19 protein-coding genes and 1 pseudogene are annotated in these 16,117 nt (G+C 32.5%); 15 read left to right on the top strand and 5 right to left on the bottom strand.

All coding sequences use genetic code 11. From position 1 onward, the window contains the following. The first annotated feature begins 129 nt into the window (after positions 1-129). The 9 genes from F9279_RS04895 (at position 130) to F9279_RS04855 (ending at position 7,243) form a co-directional block, all read left to right on the top strand. Positions 130-513, top strand: a complete 384-nt coding sequence (locus F9279_RS04895) for a hypothetical protein (RefSeq protein ID WP_152111662.1) — start codon at positions 130-132, stop codon at positions 511-513. A gap of 415 nt (positions 514-928) precedes the next feature. Beyond that, a complete protein-coding gene (locus F9279_RS04890; RefSeq protein WP_152111661.1) occupies positions 929-1,765 on the top strand; it encodes an alpha/beta fold hydrolase in 837 nt (278 codons plus the stop codon). 63 nt (positions 1,766-1,828) lie between these two features. Further along, entirely contained in the window at positions 1,829-2,257 is a 429-nt protein-coding gene (locus F9279_RS04885) for a PH domain-containing protein (RefSeq protein WP_193224451.1), read from the top strand. A gap of 112 nt (positions 2,258-2,369) precedes the next feature. Beyond that, positions 2,370-3,341 carry an alpha/beta fold hydrolase gene (locus F9279_RS04880; protein WP_226793231.1) on the top strand — a complete coding sequence of 324 codons (972 nt, stop codon included), beginning with the start codon at positions 2,370-2,372 and terminating at the stop codon, positions 3,339-3,341. A gap of 41 nt (positions 3,342-3,382) precedes the next feature. Next, on the top strand, positions 3,383-3,580 hold the full coding sequence (locus F9279_RS04875; RefSeq protein WP_152111659.1) for a hypothetical protein: 198 nt from the start codon (positions 3,383-3,385) through the stop codon (positions 3,578-3,580). Positions 3,581-3,828: 248 nt separating this feature from the next. Further along, complete coding sequence (locus F9279_RS25020; RefSeq protein WP_193224450.1) at positions 3,829-4,737, top strand: hypothetical protein; 909 nt, start codon at positions 3,829-3,831, stop codon at positions 4,735-4,737. A gap of 254 nt (positions 4,738-4,991) precedes the next feature. Continuing rightward, on the top strand, positions 4,992-5,372 hold the full coding sequence (locus tag F9279_RS04865) for a VOC family protein (RefSeq protein WP_152111658.1): 381 nt from the start codon (positions 4,992-4,994) through the stop codon (positions 5,370-5,372). Positions 5,373-6,006: 634 nt separating this feature from the next. Then, positions 6,007-6,450, top strand: a complete 444-nt coding sequence (locus F9279_RS04860; RefSeq protein WP_152111657.1) for a GNAT family N-acetyltransferase — start codon at positions 6,007-6,009, stop codon at positions 6,448-6,450. 193 nt (positions 6,451-6,643) lie between these two features. Then, entirely contained in the window at positions 6,644-7,243 is a 600-nt protein-coding gene (locus F9279_RS04855; protein ID WP_152111656.1) for a restriction endonuclease, read from the top strand. Between the two features lie 96 nt (positions 7,244-7,339). Here the strand turns inward: F9279_RS04855 and F9279_RS04850 are convergent, their stop codons facing one another. From F9279_RS04850 to F9279_RS04835, 4 genes are all read right to left on the bottom strand, one after another. Next, positions 7,340-7,522, bottom strand: a complete 183-nt coding sequence (locus F9279_RS04850; RefSeq protein ID WP_152111655.1) for a hypothetical protein — start codon at positions 7,520-7,522, stop codon at positions 7,340-7,342. Between the two features lie 715 nt (positions 7,523-8,237). After that, positions 8,238-9,329, bottom strand: a complete 1,092-nt coding sequence (locus F9279_RS04845; protein ID WP_152111654.1) for a glycosyltransferase family 2 protein — start codon at positions 9,327-9,329, stop codon at positions 8,238-8,240. 730 nt (positions 9,330-10,059) lie between these two features. Beyond that, positions 10,060-10,326, bottom strand: a complete 267-nt coding sequence (locus F9279_RS04840) for a hypothetical protein (protein ID WP_226793227.1) — start codon at positions 10,324-10,326, stop codon at positions 10,060-10,062. 130 nt (positions 10,327-10,456) lie between these two features. Beyond that, positions 10,457-10,786, bottom strand: coding sequence for a YolD-like family protein (locus F9279_RS04835; RefSeq protein WP_152111653.1), 330 nt, complete (start codon positions 10,784-10,786; stop codon positions 10,457-10,459). A gap of 267 nt (positions 10,787-11,053) precedes the next feature. Here F9279_RS04835 and F9279_RS04830 point away from each other — a divergent pair, with 267 nt between their 5' ends. Together F9279_RS04830 and F9279_RS04825 are read left to right on the top strand one after the other, a co-directional pair. Further along, positions 11,054-11,827, top strand: coding sequence for a hypothetical protein (locus F9279_RS04830; RefSeq protein WP_152111652.1), 774 nt, complete (start codon positions 11,054-11,056; stop codon positions 11,825-11,827). A 6-nt stretch (positions 11,828-11,833) separates the two neighbouring features. Beyond that, the gene (locus F9279_RS04825; RefSeq protein ID WP_152111651.1) at positions 11,834-12,283 is read left to right on the top strand and encodes a hypothetical protein; all 450 of its coding nucleotides are present in this window, start codon (positions 11,834-11,836) and stop codon (positions 12,281-12,283) included. Between the two features lie 95 nt (positions 12,284-12,378). Here F9279_RS04825 and F9279_RS04820 read toward each other — a convergent pair whose 3' ends face one another. Then, entirely contained in the window at positions 12,379-13,257 is an 879-nt protein-coding gene (locus tag F9279_RS04820) for a VanW family protein (RefSeq protein WP_152111650.1), read from the bottom strand. 163 nt (positions 13,258-13,420) lie between these two features. Between F9279_RS04820 and F9279_RS04815 the strand changes: the two genes are divergently transcribed. From F9279_RS04815 to F9279_RS04800, 4 genes and pseudogenes are all read left to right on the top strand, one after another. Beyond that, on the top strand, positions 13,421-14,290 hold the full coding sequence (locus F9279_RS04815; protein ID WP_152111649.1) for a YitT family protein: 870 nt from the start codon (positions 13,421-13,423) through the stop codon (positions 14,288-14,290). Positions 14,291-14,556: 266 nt separating this feature from the next. Further along, positions 14,557-14,676 (top strand): annotated as a pseudogene (locus tag F9279_RS26195) (GNAT family N-acetyltransferase); the annotation flags it as partial. A gap of 217 nt (positions 14,677-14,893) precedes the next feature. Further along, entirely contained in the window at positions 14,894-15,439 is a 546-nt protein-coding gene (gene lepB / locus F9279_RS04805; protein ID WP_152111648.1) for a signal peptidase I, read from the top strand. A gap of 86 nt (positions 15,440-15,525) precedes the next feature. Continuing rightward, complete coding sequence (locus F9279_RS04800) at positions 15,526-16,089, top strand: DUF2441 domain-containing protein (RefSeq protein WP_152111675.1); 564 nt, start codon at positions 15,526-15,528, stop codon at positions 16,087-16,089. Positions 16,090-16,117 lie beyond the last annotated feature (28 nt).

Here is a 16,117-nt window from a genome sequence, read left to right as displayed (position 1 = left end):
TTAGAAAGGATCAGTCATGATTTTTGAGTGATTCTTTCTAACACCCCACCAAACGAAGTGCGGTAGTAGCTGGAGAAGAAAAATATCTCATTTTTTTGTGTCTACTTTCTTGACAGAAGACCATTCATCATGAAAATGAAAGACCAAAACGAGAGCGAACCAGAAAAAAGGTCATTCATCATGAAAATGAAAGACCAAAACGAGAGCGAACCAGAAAAATGGTCATTCATCATGAAAATGAAAGACCAAAACGAGAGCGAACCAGAAAAAAGGTCGTTCATCATAAAAATTAAAGACCAAAACGAGAGGAAAGCAGAAAAAAGGTCGTTCATCATGAAAATGAAAGACCAAAACGAGAGCAAACCAGAAAAAAGGTCGTTCATCATAAAAATGAAAGACCAAAACGAGAGCGAACTAGAAAAAAGGTCGTTCATCATAAAAATGAAAAACCAAAACGAGAGCGAACCAGAAAAAAGGTCGTTCATCATGAAAATGAAAGACCGAAAAGAGTAAGAACTTAAAAAAAGGTCGTTCATGATAAAAATGAACAACCGAAACGGAAACGAACCAGAAGAAAACTCCTTTCAGAAAGGAAAATCCTACTCTAAAAGAAGCTTATATTTGGATAGGGTTAATAAGAGTTCAAACCTTATCCATACAGCGATTATTCATTCTCTCCACGAAGTTTTGCCCAAGCAGACATTGCGATTGCTGCCGTAAATTCTCCTATAGCATAAAGAAATCCCAACACCAATTCCATTGCAATCAACTCCTTTATCATCAGTTTACCAAATAGAGTATTCCTTTCCAATGAAAATGTATTTTTCTGGTAATTATTTTTGTTTTATGTAAAGTTTTTCCTATTGTGTTAAAATGGCTTAAAGAGTTCAAGTGGCAACCACATAGAAGAAGGAGAAATTAGTATGATATTACAACAAGTGATGGCATTGATTTATATTATGAAATAAGTGGAAAAGGAGCTCCTTGTCTTTTTTTACATGGTGGTCCAGGATATTGGAGCAAGTCTTTTCAGGTGTTCGCTGCCCCGCTACTAGAAGATAACCTACAGATGATCTATTTAGATCAACGAGGCTGTGGACGTTCTGCACATAGCTCAGACCTAAATTACTCCTTATCTAGACTCATTGAAGATATAGAAGAATGGAGAGAACATAATGGAATAAATGAGATGTACGTAATGGGCCATTCTTTTGGGGGGATACTTGCTGTTAATTATGCAAATCAATACCAAGAAAGAACAAAAGGAATCATTCTCTCCAATGTAACACTCCATATGTATGAGTCTTTTGAGCATCAAATCCATAGAGGGAATGAATTATTAGGGAATGATAGGCAAGAACTACAAAGGGATGATATGGAAGGGTTCATTAGCAACACATTTTCTTTCATTTCTAGGTTAATGGAAAAAGACCTATACTATACATTGCAGTTTGATAACATGGATAATAAAGTCCTTCTTGATTCCATTGATAAAGAGGGAATACATTCAGATCCACAATTTCAAGAGCAAGTTCTCTCACAAAAACAATACTTTCAAGATTTTACCGATCTAACGGAGAATATCGTAAAACCAGTGCTTGTAATTGCAGGAGAGAGAGATCATTCGGTTGGACCAACTCATCATACTACTTTCCGTTTTCCCGATGTTACAACAATCATACTAAATAGTAGTCATCATCCATACCTAGAAGATCCGATTAATTATAGAGATGCTATATTAACATTTTTACAAACAGAAAAATGAACCCTTTCTCCAAGGAAGAACGTATTTATTATATAGAGAAAATATGTTTATGAGGTGATGGTATTGAAATTCAAGTCAAAAAAAGATTGGTGGTTAACGATTGTTCTATGGGGAGCCATGCTTTTCGCGATTGGTAGTGCTATTTATGGCCTTTTTACGACACCTCCTGATTTCATGGAGTTGATTATTATTATTCTATGTGCTTTTCTTATTCCTATTTTCATTTTATGGCTATGGTTTACGACAGAATATGTGCTTACAGATAAAAGCTTAATTATTCGATATGGTCCATTTAGAAAAGAAATCCTCCTCCGTACCATAAAATCCGTAAGAAAAACAATGAATCCACTATCAAGTCCTGCTTTATCGTTGAAAAGAATAGAAATCTCGTATGAATCATATAACTCTGTTCTTATTTCTCCAAAAGATAGAGACCACTTTATCCGTATATTAATAGAGCGTTGCCCTCATATCAAAGAAATCCGTAAATAGAACAAGTTTTAGGCTTATATAAGACTAAAGACTTAGATGGAAATATTTCTCAAGTTCATTCCTTCCTTTCTTTGTATCCATTATGATGAAAGAAAAAGAAAGGGTGGTACAAATGAACAAAAAGAAGGGCAGGGTTGTAAGAAATATATTTCTTACGCTAATAGCTTTATGCGGGATATGGGTTATTTATAGTAATGTCACATCCATTTACGAGCAAAATAAGTATCCTGCAATTGGAAAGTTAGTTGAGGTTAATGGGGAAAAGATGCATGTCTATGAAAAGGGAGAAGGGGAGCACACTATTGTATTATTAAGCGGTCTTGGAACAGCTGCTCCAGCATTAGATTTTGAACCATTAATGAATGAGTTAGCAAGAAATAACAAGGTTGTGGTTGTTGAACCATTTGGATATGGTTGGAGTGACATAACAAATAAAGAAAGAACCGTTCAGAATATTGTGGAAGAAACTAGATTAGCACTAAATAAAGCAAATGTAGAAGGACCGTATATATTAATGCCGCATTCTATTTCTGGTATCTATAGTATGTATTATGCCAATACATATCCTGATGAAGTGGAAGCTATTATAGGAATTGATCCCACACTGCCTCAAAGTTTAGGGTATTTTGAGGAGAATGCTCCGACCATGCCAAACTATTTAACCTATGTCGCACCAACTGGGCTTGCAAGATTGGCTATATCGTTAGATTCAGAAGGCTACTTACCTATTACGAATAATCAGAATACATATTCGAAAGAAAATCTAAGGATGACCAAGGCTATTTCTGCTTGGAAAGGATATAACAAAAGCATTGTAAAGGAAGCAAATGAAATTCAAAACAATGTAAATCGTACAGTGGAGATGAAGTTTCCTTCTAGCATGCCAGTATTAATTTTTACGAAGTCTGTAGAGAACAAAACAGAAGATGGCAAGAACAATATAACATTTTATGAAACTCAATTATCCACTTCATCCGGAAGTGAAGTTATAGAGTTAGATGGACATCATTATCTTCACTGGACAGAATTTAAGGAAATGAGTAGTGAAGTTAATGATTTTATAGAGGTTTTTTCAAAGAATTAAGCTCGATCATAAGTTTTAGTTAACACAATGGAGGTACTAATATGGGGTTCTACTATATGTTATTAATTCTTATAGGTATTATATTTCTGATTGTTGGTGTAACTCGGAAAGGTGTTCCTAGGTCTATTAAAGTAATCGTTTTACTGTTTGTTCTTGGTATTCATTTTATTGTATTAGGCACCATTCTTTTAATGCCTGGAAGTGATGAAATAATAGCTAATTTGTTAAATTTAGAGTAGAGAATGACCAACATTTATCTATAGAAGTATGGTAAGAAGTAGATAGGAAGTGGAAGAATTTTGTCCCTTCCTTTTTAAGTTTATTTTAAATTTAAAGGTAGGAACAGATTAACGAAGTCTTTTATAAGGGAAATCTTGTAATTATTAATGACATAGGGTATAAATATATATACTACATAGAAATTCTACATACTTTGAAGTAGAACTTAATATTATATATAGGCACGTTAGAAGAACGGAGGTATAGAATGACAAAAACAAAATGGTGGATCACTATTTTAGTATGCATGAACATTACTTTAGCTCTTATGAATCTTACAGGTTATTATTTTATTTTTCTTTTACCAACTGGCTATATTATTCCTTTATTGATTAATATTGTTGTATTATCTGTTATTGGATTTCGTTCGTATCGAGTGAAATCATTCTGGATCATTGCTGGCTTACTTGTTGGTGTACCAATTATACTTGTTCATGGCTTATTCATCCTTCTTCTGGAAAACCACTATACAAAGATTCATTCGCCGCATAATAGGCAATCTTTAGTAATTGAGTATCGTCAGTTTACTCTTGGTGAGACTAGTTATATGTATGATTTCTATAGTACTAGATTTGGTTTAATTGGAAGGCACATCGAAGGGCAAGATTTTTCCATTATCGACCATAATTCTCGCCAACTAGATGGAAAGAGTGCCTTAGGATTGGGAGCAGAGGAGTGGATTACAAAGGATATTGTACGCTTTTCCACATTTGTAGGAAATAAGGATGTTATCCTTCAGAACTTACCAGAACTGAAAAAAACCATTGAAAATTATGACAAAATACAAAGAGATGAAAGATTGTTAACACAGAAATATAATGAACAAGTGGAATATTCATCTGAAGTAGATACCACAGGAATTGATCATTTTATGGAGATGGCGGAACAGAAAAAAGACGGAGAAACGTTGGAGATTAACGGAAATAGATTAGTGGTACGTTTTGATCCGTTAGCGAATGAAAGCTGGATAGATGTAAGAAACGAAGAGGATAAGGCACCAATCCCTAGACAACAATGCTCCCGAATCGCAATAAATGAAGAAGCTGGATTTTACATACTAGAGGAATGTTTTCATCAATGGGAATATCGCTTGTATCCTTTGAAGACGAAAGAGTAAAGTGTTTGAAAAAATAAATATAAAGCATTAATTACAATATATAGTTACCAAAATGACGCTTAAGCATAGAATACAAGTGGATGGACAAACATTAATTGCTTAGCTATGAACAAATTTTTTTGCCCTACTTATATAGTAGGGTTTTTTTCCGTAAAATGATCATCTATACCTGGAATATAAGAAGGATTATGGAGGTATGTTAACGAAACTAATAAGCAAGTAATCTTAACACTAAGTGGAAAGAAGGGAAAAAGATGATTAGTAAACTAGGGCAAGTAATGATTTATGTTAATGATCAGGATAAAGCAGCTGAATTTTGGACAAAACAGTTAAATTTTGTGGTTAAATCAGATGAAGATAATGGACATATGAGATGGATTGAGATTGCTCCAACAGAGCAAGCAGAAACAACATTGATATTACATAACAAAAAGTTAATAGCAGAAATGCAGCCAGAGTTAAATTTAGGGACACCTTCTCTTATGTTTGTTTCCGATAATGTAGAGGAATTATATGAAAAATTAACAACCAACGGCATCACAGTTGGAGAGATGGTTGAAATGGGGAATGAAAAAATATTTAACTTTGCTGATTATGAACAAAATTACTTTGCTGTAATGGAAATAAAGAAATAAAGTAAGTTCTTTCTGTTATTCTCTAGCCTGCTATTTATCCCTTTCGCATAATTTTTTCCTAGGCATCCATATATAAAGGAAGAAATTTTGAAGGTTGATAAATGGTGGGAAAAATAATAAAAAATATGGATATACAGGCGGACGGTATTTGGTGTCCCGTTATATGGGCTCTCCTATTATTTTTATGTGCGTTATTTATGCAAAAGAAAAATATACTTAAATAATTTTCATCCATCAACAAAATTTAAACGAACTATTATATTTGTAGTCCTTTCCCTCATTGTAGAAGGAACTAATCAATGGACAGGTTATATGAATCCAAAGCATTGGAATCTACTTTATAGTGTACCTGTTTACTTTGTTGTTTACTATTTCTTCTTACCCTTTCATTTTAAATTATTAAAGAAATGGAAGGATAGTTAACTCTCCGAAACACTGGAGAGTTTTTTTAGTAAGGATTGTATGAAAAGGAGAACAACTTATATACATATCTATATTTGTAGTGAATATTTATTATTAATTTTGATTTTATATGCAAATAGCTTGTCAATTTAATAGATTCACTCTACTATTATTAGGGATAGCTTTTTTAAGCAGCATTTTCGAAAATAATACAATGTAGGTGACTATCCAAATGGAATGGAGTATAAAAAAGTTTAATGAATTATCCACTGAAGAATTATATCGTATATTACAGGAAAGAACAGCGGTTTTCGTTGTGGAACAAAATTGTCCATATCTTGAGGTAGATGGGAAGGACCTTGAATCCTATCATCTAATGGGGAGTATAGAAGGAGAGCTAGTAGCTTATTTAAGAATACTACCACCAGGAGTATCTTATCCCGAAGCTTCATTAGGAAGAATTTTGGTAAAAAGCTCATATAGAAAAAATGGTTATGCAGAAGAACTTGTAAGTCGAGGAATTGACTTTATTCATACAGAGCTGCAAGAAAATGTGATTAAAATTCAGGCACAAGATTATTTAAGAAAGTTTTATGGGTCTTTTGGTTTCATTTCCATTACAGACGTCTATTTAGAAGATAATATTCCACATATTGATATGATTTTAGAAAAATAGTTAGTAATCTTATTTTAATACTCAAAAGACTGTATCTATTTCCTTTTTACGAAGGAGTCAGATACAGTTTTTTTATACTGGTTTTAAGAAGTGATATCCTGTGAAAGAGTGTTGTTTTTCCTATCAAATAAATAAAAAAAGAATAGAAAATAACCCCTTTGCACATCCTTTAGTAATGCAAGGAGTGATAAAGTTGATTTATTTTGAGCTTATAGCAGCAATTCTTTTAATTTTAGCTTTTATAAAATATTTATGGTCTAAAAAAGAAAATGAATATAAAACATCTCTTTTAGCTACTCATATCCAAACTAGCACAGAATTAAAGAAAACTTTAGCAATGGGTCTTTACCTGAGATTTTGTAAGGAATTAGATGAAAACATAGCTTCTTACTCTAGTCTGTATATTAAACAAGACCCTATAGAATTTGAAGCATTTGTTGCTGACGTGATACAGAAGGTAAGAGGAGGTACGACTTGGGTTACTCCAACAAGTGGAGACTATGGCGTGGATTTTGAACACGAGACAAAAGAAGGCTTATTCCTTGGTCAAGTGAAATGTTATAAGAATGATTTACCATTCGATTCGATTGCGCTCATACATTCTAATATGGTGAAAAGAGGAGCGGCAGGTGGATATGTCATTACAACGGCTTCCTTTACCTCAAAAGCATTAGAATACGCTAATGGATTAAATATAGAGCTAATTGATGGAGTCAAATTAGTAAGCTTTTGGTTGGCAAGCTTAAGTAATGCGGAGCAAGAGATAAAAGAATTAATACCTGATGTGCTATAGAAATGTGATTCATGCTTTTTTAACATTTTTCGAAACAAAGCTGTATTTCGGAAGGCTTTTATGGTCTTATATCATGAAAGCCTTCCGTTAAATGATCTAGAACGATAGGCTTTGAAAAAGAGTAATGGTTATAACTAATGTAGATAAAGTACCAGCAGACAGTAATGTGATCATTTTCCTCCAGTTTATTTCATTTGAAGGTTTTACAGCCTCTCTAGACACCCCAACCCATATAGCCATAGACACTACAACTAAAAGAAAAATAACTTCTTTAGACACAATAGACACCCCCATATCAATCTTTGTACCAAATGTACGAATTAGAAAAATGAAAGTTTCACTTATTAAAGAAAACTGCCCGATTGAACAAATCCTTTATCTAGATAGTAACATAATTCTTTATATTTAGTAATAATTCCCTTTTTGGTTTAACTAAGTAGACTTACCTCAATAATGATGAGATGTGTGATAAGAAAAAATAATGGAGAACTAACTATTGTGTGTGTTCCTATATTTCTCTTTCATTTGATTTTTTTTATAAAATAATGAGCAAAAAATAGGATTGATTAATTGAAAAGGTAATGGCAAGTATGTTTTTATTCAATGACATTAATATAGTTTAGTCACAAGAAATGGGTAAATAAAAAGCTATAGTTAACCAAATGGTAACTATAGCTTCTTTAACAAATTAAGATAATCTTTGTACAGACCAGTAAATTCCTGGAGATGCTCCACCTGTATTAATAGAAATGGTTAAGCCGATTGCCAAGTATTGTAAGGAAGGGTTCTTGGTCCAGTTATCCAGCATTTATATTAAAATTAACCTTATCATTATAAGCTAATCTATCAACATCACTAAACTGACTATCCTCATCATTCTCTCCATTGTTATTGCTGCTATTGTCTAGTAAGTGATCCTTTTATCATATGAACCTCCTAGAAAAGCAAGCCATTATATTAGACTAAATAGGAAGGAAATAGACAAAAAACTAGATCAATTATCCAAATGAGAGTGATTAATAATAAGAAAAAATGCTTCATTATTCTTAACCAACTCATTATCAGGATCGCTTTGTTTAGCTAAGTTGTTATGCTTCATAGATTGTTCCATATTCCCCTGTTTCCAATAACAAACACATAGCTGCAGGTGAGGATACCAAGTAGCATATTTTGGTTGAAAGAAACCAAATTGGTTATTTTCTTCTGAATAAGTTGCGAGGGAGTACCAGAAAATAGCTTTATACCAATTTTCTCTTTCTTTATAATAATCACCTATTAAACAAAGAGCTTCTGCTCGAGGAATGTCGTAGTAAAAGGTTCGGAAGAGGGAACTCAATTCCATCTCAGTATTTTCAGTAGCTTTATAACAGCTAGCTAAATAAAGACATGCTCGTATTTCATCTTCTATCCAGCCTTGATTAGAATCTAGAAATTTTTCATAATGAAGAATGGCTTTTTCAAACAGAAGATGGTCTTTTAATTCATTGCTATAATAAAAAAGATCTCTGGCATTTAATTCTTTCCCACTTGCAATTAAATTTTCATATATACGTAGATTTCTTGAAGAATCTGAAGTGGATTTATTGGATTTTCGATGGGTAACAGCTATGTCAGAATGCAGTAAGTTTCCATATACTTCTAGATATTCGTGAACTACTCCAATCCATTGGAACTGTCTATCTCGTCGTACTAATCGATTTCTTCTATATAAAAAGGTAGGATTATTTTGTGCGTCGAAGGATATATGATAATACATAGAAACTGCGTCAACAGAGGAGTCTAGATTTTTTTTCACTTCCATTAATTTTTCTTGATCTATCTCTAGAAGAACATCATCAGCGTCTAACCAAAGAATATACTCTTGAGTCGCCTTCTCAAATGCAAAGTTACGTGCTTTTGCGAAATCATCTTGCCATGGAAAATCAAATATTTTGTCTGTATATTGCTGTGCAATCTTTTTCGTTTGATCAGTAGATCCAGTATCCACAATGATGATTTCATCACAAATTCTTTTGACACTTTCTAAGCATTGTCCAAGTACTTCTTCTTCATTTTTCACAATCATACATAAACTAATACTAATCAATAAAGGTCACCACCATTTCTTACGTTATTGATAATATATGGCTAATAAAGAAAGGGGTGCTGATTTTAAAGAAATAGGGTGATTAATTGGAAGGAGATTTCAATATCTTGTCTTCTATTAATAATTTTGTTGAAAAAAAATTCCTCAGCCAATTTGTGGGAATCATCAAAAATAAGCGGAGAATTCCGACTAAAGGCAAATATACTGTTAATTTCCTTGCTAATAAGCGGATTTTTCCGGTTAAGTAAGGAAAATGCCTCCGATTTTATGTGTTCTAAGGAAATAGGCGTAATTCTCCGTCTATTTCCGTTGTTTTTCATGGAAGTAACGAAAATAAGAGGATTTCTACGACTATTTTTCTAAAAGTAGTCTTTTCCTTGTTCTCTATGGTACGAAACATCATACATTATTTCATAGCTCTTTCAATTTTCTACTTATATCTATATTTAAATAGGTGAAGTACATAAAAAATCCCCTGTTTTTCATTATGATAGGAGAGGGTTATCTCTATTTTCACAAATTGTCCATAGACCATTTTGTTTTTCAACAGGCTAACTGTAGATTCATTAGGAACCTACAGTTATTAAAAGGGAAGAAGTTTCTCTTGGGGAAGTTATCAATCTTCGCTATTATGGAGGTGAAAAGGAGATCTTGCTACTATGTAGCAGCTATTCATTTGAACAGGTTCTGTATTTAATGGGCAGTTTATGCTCCTGTAATCCTTATAACCTCATCTAAATTGATTCTGCTCATTTCTGCCTTCTTTAAAAAAATAGTAGGTCAGAAGTTTTTCAGTGTTTGTTTTTAATTCATTATTGGTATATCTACATATATAATAATCATTATTTATATAGAAGTGATATTCCGTATACTCTCCGTTATTTCTTCCTTTGACTAGTTTCATACGCTGGGAATTCATCAAATTCTTAAAATGCTGTAAATCTCCTTGGATTTTAATAATGGTGTTTTCAAGTAAGTTTTCATAGACTTTCCTCAATTTGAAAGGTGTTTTGTAGGTGCTTTCTCTATCTCTTTCTAGTACGGTTAGTAAAAGGGGGAGATAGAGAAGGTGTTCAAGTATGTTTCTCTCTTTAGAAGGTAAAGGTGCTGAAGCCTTCATTAGCATGCTAAAGCCTTTCGACATCTACTAAAGTAGAAAAGGGAACGAAATGAATGTTCTCTTTCTTGTCTATAATTCGGAATTCTTGTGACAAATAATCAATAAAAATAGTTCTACCAAAAATACCTACAAGCTTTTCGTCTCGATATAAGGAAAATCGTAATAAAGAATGATATTCCATTCCTTCATGTATAAGTAAATCTATTTCCCTCCACTTCTCTTTATCCAATTTGAATATGTTTTTAGTCTTTTCTATAACTTTCTCTTTTTGTTTAGCTGGAGTTTGCTCTTGTAGCAATATCCCATTCCATTTTTTTGTTTTGTGTTCAGTTATCATAACATACACTCCTTATCCAATTATATTATATACGAACATTTGTTCTTTTCAACTCTTGAAAGGGAACTTATGTTCGTATATAATATATGCCAAGTTTCTATTTTTATGTGAAATGAAAAGAAGCAAAGCAATCAAGGAATATTCTTTCCATGGATAAAACTTATTTAGCATAATATTCCTTTGGTTGGACATGTTAAGCTATATCGTGGTGTAATCCTTTTTATATTTATTTTGCCATTATTTTATTTATTTGTACGGAGGATTTGGATGTATAGTCGAAGAATAAAAACTCGTCGAGAATTAAGCAATATTAGCATATGGGGAACTACCTACATACATCCACGTTCTCCGATAATCGTTGCTCTGTGGTCTACTACTTTTCCAGGATATGGACATATATTATTACATAAGTATATTCGTGGTTTTGCACTAATTATTTGGGAAATATTTATTAACCAAGCTTCAAACTTAAATACAGCAATGGTTTATTCTTTTATAGGCGATATTCAAGCTGCTAAAGATGTGTTAGTCGTTAATTACGTATATATGTATATTCCTTTATATTTATTTGCCATTTGGGATAGCTATCGTACAACGGTTGAGCTTAATAATATTTATTACTTAGTAGAGAAAGAAAAACCTATACCTAAAGTATTGACAGTCAAACCTTTGGAAATAAATTATTTAGATAAAAGAAATCCTTTGGTTGCTATTTTTTGGTCTATGACGATTCCGAGTGCTGGACAATTATATCTTCATCAAATTCTGTCTGCATTTTTTACATTAGTAGTTACCGTTACTTTTATTCATTTTTCCCACTTTATTGAAGGATTGCATTATCTTATTTTAGGAGAATTCCAGCATTCTACGGAAGTTTTACATATTCAATGGCTTTTATATATCCCTTCTTTATACTTTTTTAATATTTATGAGTCCTACATGAATGTGGTAGAAAACAATAAATTATTTGAAGCAGAACAAAAGTTGTATTTAAAACAGAATTACCAAGTCAAAACATTTAAAATAAAAGCTAAAAGGTGAATTCTTATGCAAATCTTCGCAACATTTGATCACTCTATTCATTTGGAAATTGCTATAGCAAGAATTGAAAAATTAGGTATTGATAAGATATTTGCCGTTCCATTGGATAATGGACCTGAAGAGAGTGTCTTCTTTGATTCCATTCATCGATCGGATGGAAAATCACTCTTAAGTTTAGGGATGATATTAGCGGTATTTTTTTCCGTTATTGGAGCTAGTAGAGGATTTAAATTAGAATGGGGACCTATTTTTTGGGGGTTAATTGGGGCAGGAGTAGGATTGATTTTAGGGTTTAGTATAGAGTTGTATAGAAACCGCAAAAAAATAAACCATAAAAGCTTAATAAAGGGAAAAAAATCAGAAGTCATAATAATCATAGAATGTGAAGAGAACCAATGTAGAGAAGTAGAAAAAATCTTATGGGAACAATTAGCAATTGGACTAGCAAAGGTTTAGTAAACAAAAATACAAATAGTCTTCAATTTCCTTCCACATTAAAAGGTATTAAAGACTAAGGGGTTAAAAACCGCTAACTAAAGACCACTTTTTTGTTATGGAAGATAAGGTACAACTCTTGGTTGATAAAGAATGGTATCAGAGGAAAACACTTCAACAAGTAAATAGTTTCCTAACATCTTTGCTTGTATTAAAATTGGTTGATTGTAGTTATTCTTAAAGACAAAGTCTGGTCCATTCCAACTCACTGTAGCATCTCGTTTAGGTGGTACATAATTTATTTCTCTGCTATGAGAATATCTTTCAATAATTTCTAATCCTGCATGATCCACTGCGTTAAAAAGCGTTGTAGAGACCTGACAGATCCCGCCACCAACATCTGTTGAATATTCTCCGTTAATAATAACAGGAGCTTCTAAATAACCTTTCTCTAATGTTCTTTGCCCAACTATTTTGTTAAAAGAAAATTGTTCATTAGGGAGTAAAACTGTATTATTGATTGCATCTGTAGCTAAGGCAATATTATTTCTACGTTGTTCTTTGTTCTTATTAAAATGAGTAACATATTTTCCGATTTTTTTTATGCGTATATGATCTAATAGCTCACTATCAACGTTTGGATATACTTTTTTTAAAGGTGTCTCAGATGATAATGGTAACTTGGAAAAATAGTGATAATAAATTCTTTCTATATATTTATTGCGATCTAATTGATAGCCTACTTCTTCCTTTACAATATTTCCGTGTGAATCAAGGAAAGCATTTTTTGGCTCTTGGTATACTTGTTCCTCTATTTTTTCTAAATGTGTTTGAAACTCTTGGGAAAATATAATCGGGATAGTAGGTGACTCTAGTAATAAATATTGTTTCTGTGTTTTTATAGTGGATTTGTCAGATGTAATAGGATCAAATTCTTGGTGAAAAAATAATGTATGAGACAGAAGTAATATCCCAAGTGCAATAGGTACATTCATGGCAGTCCCTCCCTTTCTTTAGTATGTGTTTAAACAACGAAACTATGTAAAAATGGTAAGAATTAATGGTTTAGAAAGATAAGCCGCACAGTTTAGATGAAGGGCGTAAATGATCATTCTATGGTAAACTTTATAGGTAGATTAAAGGAAACGGGGAAATGGAATGGGAACAAAAACGAAAAAATCAAAATTAGGTAAAAATGTTTTACGCGCATTAGCCATTATATTAGGTGGAATTATCGCTGCATATGGATTAGAAACAGTGCTTATTCCAAATTCTGTTTCTGACGGGGGTATAACAGGTCTTAGTATCGTAGGATCAAGATTATTTCCAGTGCCATTAGGAGTTCTTATCGCTATTTTAAATATTCCTTTTATTTGGTTAGGATATAAGCAAATTGGAAAAAGCTTTGCCATTTTTTCTGTCATTGGAATAGCTTCTTTAGCTATTGGGACAAGCCTGATGCACCATATACCTGCAATCATTGAAGGAGATACCTTGTTAGTAACAGTAGTTGGAGGGATTATTTTAGGGTTCGGTATGGGTCTAGCACTTCGTAATGGTGGTGCTTTAGATGGAATAGATATGCTTGCTGTGCTTCTTTCAAGAAAACTACCTTTTGGTACTAGTGATCTTATTTTATTCTTAAATTTATTTATATTTATTATCGTATCTAGTGTATTCGGACTTCAAGGAGCAATCCTTTCCGCAATCGCATATTTTATTGCTTCAAAAGTCATACATATTGTCGAAGAAGGTTTAAGTGGTTCTAAAACATTCAAGATCATTACAACTCAACCTGAGTTAATGGTAGAAACGATTAGAGATCGACTTGGTAGAAGTGCTACTTATAATGAAGTGTATGGTGGATATTCCAATGAAAAATTCAAAGAAATTACTTGTGTTATTAACAGACTAGAAGAAAGTAAAATTAAAGAAATCATTCATGAAATAGATGAAGGGGCTTTTGTTACGGTATATGATGTAGCAGAAGTAAAAGGCGGAAATTTCAGGAAGAAAGATATTCATTAATAATTCAAGTGAAAAACACCACATCTTATGCCGGGATGTGGTGTTTTTTTTGATTAAGATGATTTTTTACCTAATTGTGAGGCTAGGACAGGTAATAAACAATAACTCAAGCGATTAGACGGAAATAATACAATCGTTCTTTCCTTTAAATATTTGATTTTATTTGGTGGCTCTTTTCATAAGCTTTGTTTCATTTAAAAACAAATAAGGAATTATTTTCTTTTATGGTATTGTATAACCAAAAAATAAATAAGAGGTAAGCTTAGCTAAGTAACAGTAATCTAAGGAACCTACAAATTACGGATAGTGACATATCAGGAATGAAAATAGATAATATACCAGTAGAAAAACTACTTGAATTTTATTACCAAGAGTTAAAAAAGTAAATTACTTTACAGAGAACAGCTGCATTCATAGGAATGGCTGTTTTTCTATATCCCATGCAAAAATTCCACCGTAAAACTTGAGTTTTGAAAGGCACTGAGTAACATCTGATTTATCTGTTCTTTGTCCTCTATATTCAGTAACAAAATTACATTTATAAAGGAGTTTATAAAAATATCAAGAAACTATATTTAACTAAACTAAATGGAGGAAAACGAAATGAATGAAAAAGTAAAGAAAGAAATAATTTCTTGGGGAAAATCTATTATGATCGCAGCATTTGTAGCCATTATCTGTAGAACTTTCTTATTTTCTCCAACAACTGTTCATGGCGAATCTATGTCTCCAACCTTTCATGATATGGATAAAATCCTTCTTTCAAAGGTTTCAGGAATTCAGAGATTTGATATGGTTGTTTTTCAAGCACCAGATGCAAAGGAACAGTATATAAAGAGAGTGATCGGTCTTCCTGGCGATAAAATTGAAATGAAAGATGATGTATTGTATATAAATGGTGAAGTGCTTACTGAACCATATTTAGATAACCTAAAAGAAAGAAATGGAGGTCATAAATTGACAGGAGACTTTACTTTAAGGGAACTTACAGGTGAAGAAGTGGTGCCTACTAATCATGTATTTGTACTAGGAGACAATCGGTTGGTTAGTCATGATAGTAGATATTTTGGATTCATCACAATGGATTCTATTATTGGTGAAGTGAAGTTTCGATTTTATCCCCTTCAACACGTTGGATTACCAGAGTAAGCAAGCAATCAACTGACTTATCATACAAAAAAGGAGGGGGAAAAGTGAGCCAGTTTTTTGTTTATCATCTTGTAACAAGGAACAAAATGCAAAAAGGACAAAGGTTCCTTTTTAATCAAGAGCATCGAAATAACTTATATCGTTTTTTCTTTGAAAAAGAGCTTATAAATAGGGACGGAGAGGATTTTTACCAAATTCTTTTAAAGAATTATTCTAAAGAAGGAATGCACTTAAATGCACAGGATGCTAATATTGTGATGGATTATACAGGACAAACTATTAGGGGAATCAGAGAGGTTATAGTCGAGATGGTAAGGCTTCAAGAATATCCTACCTATCCTTCCCGATTATCCTGCCTATATGCTACAAAAAATGAAGAAGACGCATGGAAATGGAAGGAACTCTTTGATACATATAACCGTCAGGTACTGCAGATGGTAAAATTACATGTTAATGGGATTTGCTTTGAAGGAGATGCTGGTTTACTTCCTAAAGAAGATGGCGCCTCTTTTGTACAAAAAATTCAGCAAGCACAGAATTATTGGAGCGGAAATACACAAAATGTACTTCCAGAATTAATAATCGAAGGAGAAATCGAAGTAGTAGAAATTGTTCAGGATTTCTCTAAAAAGGAAAATACAAAACCCTAATTATATTAAATGGTAAAGGACATCCTAA

It is taken from the genome of Bacillus sp. B1-b2, from assembly GCF_009183415.1.
Taxonomy (GTDB): Bacteria; Bacillota; Bacilli; order Bacillales; family Cytobacillaceae; genus Niallia.
The sequence above is the reverse complement of the archived record's forward strand: the minus strand, read 5'-3'. Positions and strand labels throughout refer to the sequence as shown.

Coding starts and splice junctions, on each gene's coding strand:
- F9279_RS04895 (WP_152111662.1), top strand. CDS start 130: ATGAAAATGAAAGACCAAAACGAGAGCGAACCAGAAAAAAGGTCATTC.
- F9279_RS04880 (WP_226793231.1), top strand. CDS start 2,370: ATGAACAAAAAGAAGGGCAGGGTTGTAAGAAATATATTTCTTACGCTA.
- F9279_RS04875 (WP_152111659.1), top strand. CDS start 3,383: ATGGGGTTCTACTATATGTTATTAATTCTTATAGGTATTATATTTCTG.
- F9279_RS25020 (WP_193224450.1), top strand. CDS start 3,829: ATGACAAAAACAAAATGGTGGATCACTATTTTAGTATGCATGAACATT.
- F9279_RS04865 (WP_152111658.1), top strand. CDS start 4,992: ATGATTAGTAAACTAGGGCAAGTAATGATTTATGTTAATGATCAGGAT.
- F9279_RS04860 (WP_152111657.1), top strand. CDS start 6,007: ATGGAATGGAGTATAAAAAAGTTTAATGAATTATCCACTGAAGAATTA.
- F9279_RS04835 (WP_152111653.1), bottom strand. CDS start 10,786: ATGATAACTGAACACAAAACAAAAAAATGGAATGGGATATTGCTACAA.
- F9279_RS04830 (WP_152111652.1), top strand. CDS start 11,054: ATGTATAGTCGAAGAATAAAAACTCGTCGAGAATTAAGCAATATTAGC.
- F9279_RS04825 (WP_152111651.1), top strand. CDS start 11,834: ATGCAAATCTTCGCAACATTTGATCACTCTATTCATTTGGAAATTGCT.
- F9279_RS04820 (WP_152111650.1), bottom strand. CDS start 13,257: ATGAATGTACCTATTGCACTTGGGATATTACTTCTGTCTCATACATTA.
- F9279_RS04815 (WP_152111649.1), top strand. CDS start 13,421: ATGGGAACAAAAACGAAAAAATCAAAATTAGGTAAAAATGTTTTACGC.
- lepB (WP_152111648.1), top strand. CDS start 14,894: ATGAATGAAAAAGTAAAGAAAGAAATAATTTCTTGGGGAAAATCTATT.
- F9279_RS04800 (WP_152111675.1), top strand. CDS start 15,526: ATGCAAAAAGGACAAAGGTTCCTTTTTAATCAAGAGCATCGAAATAAC.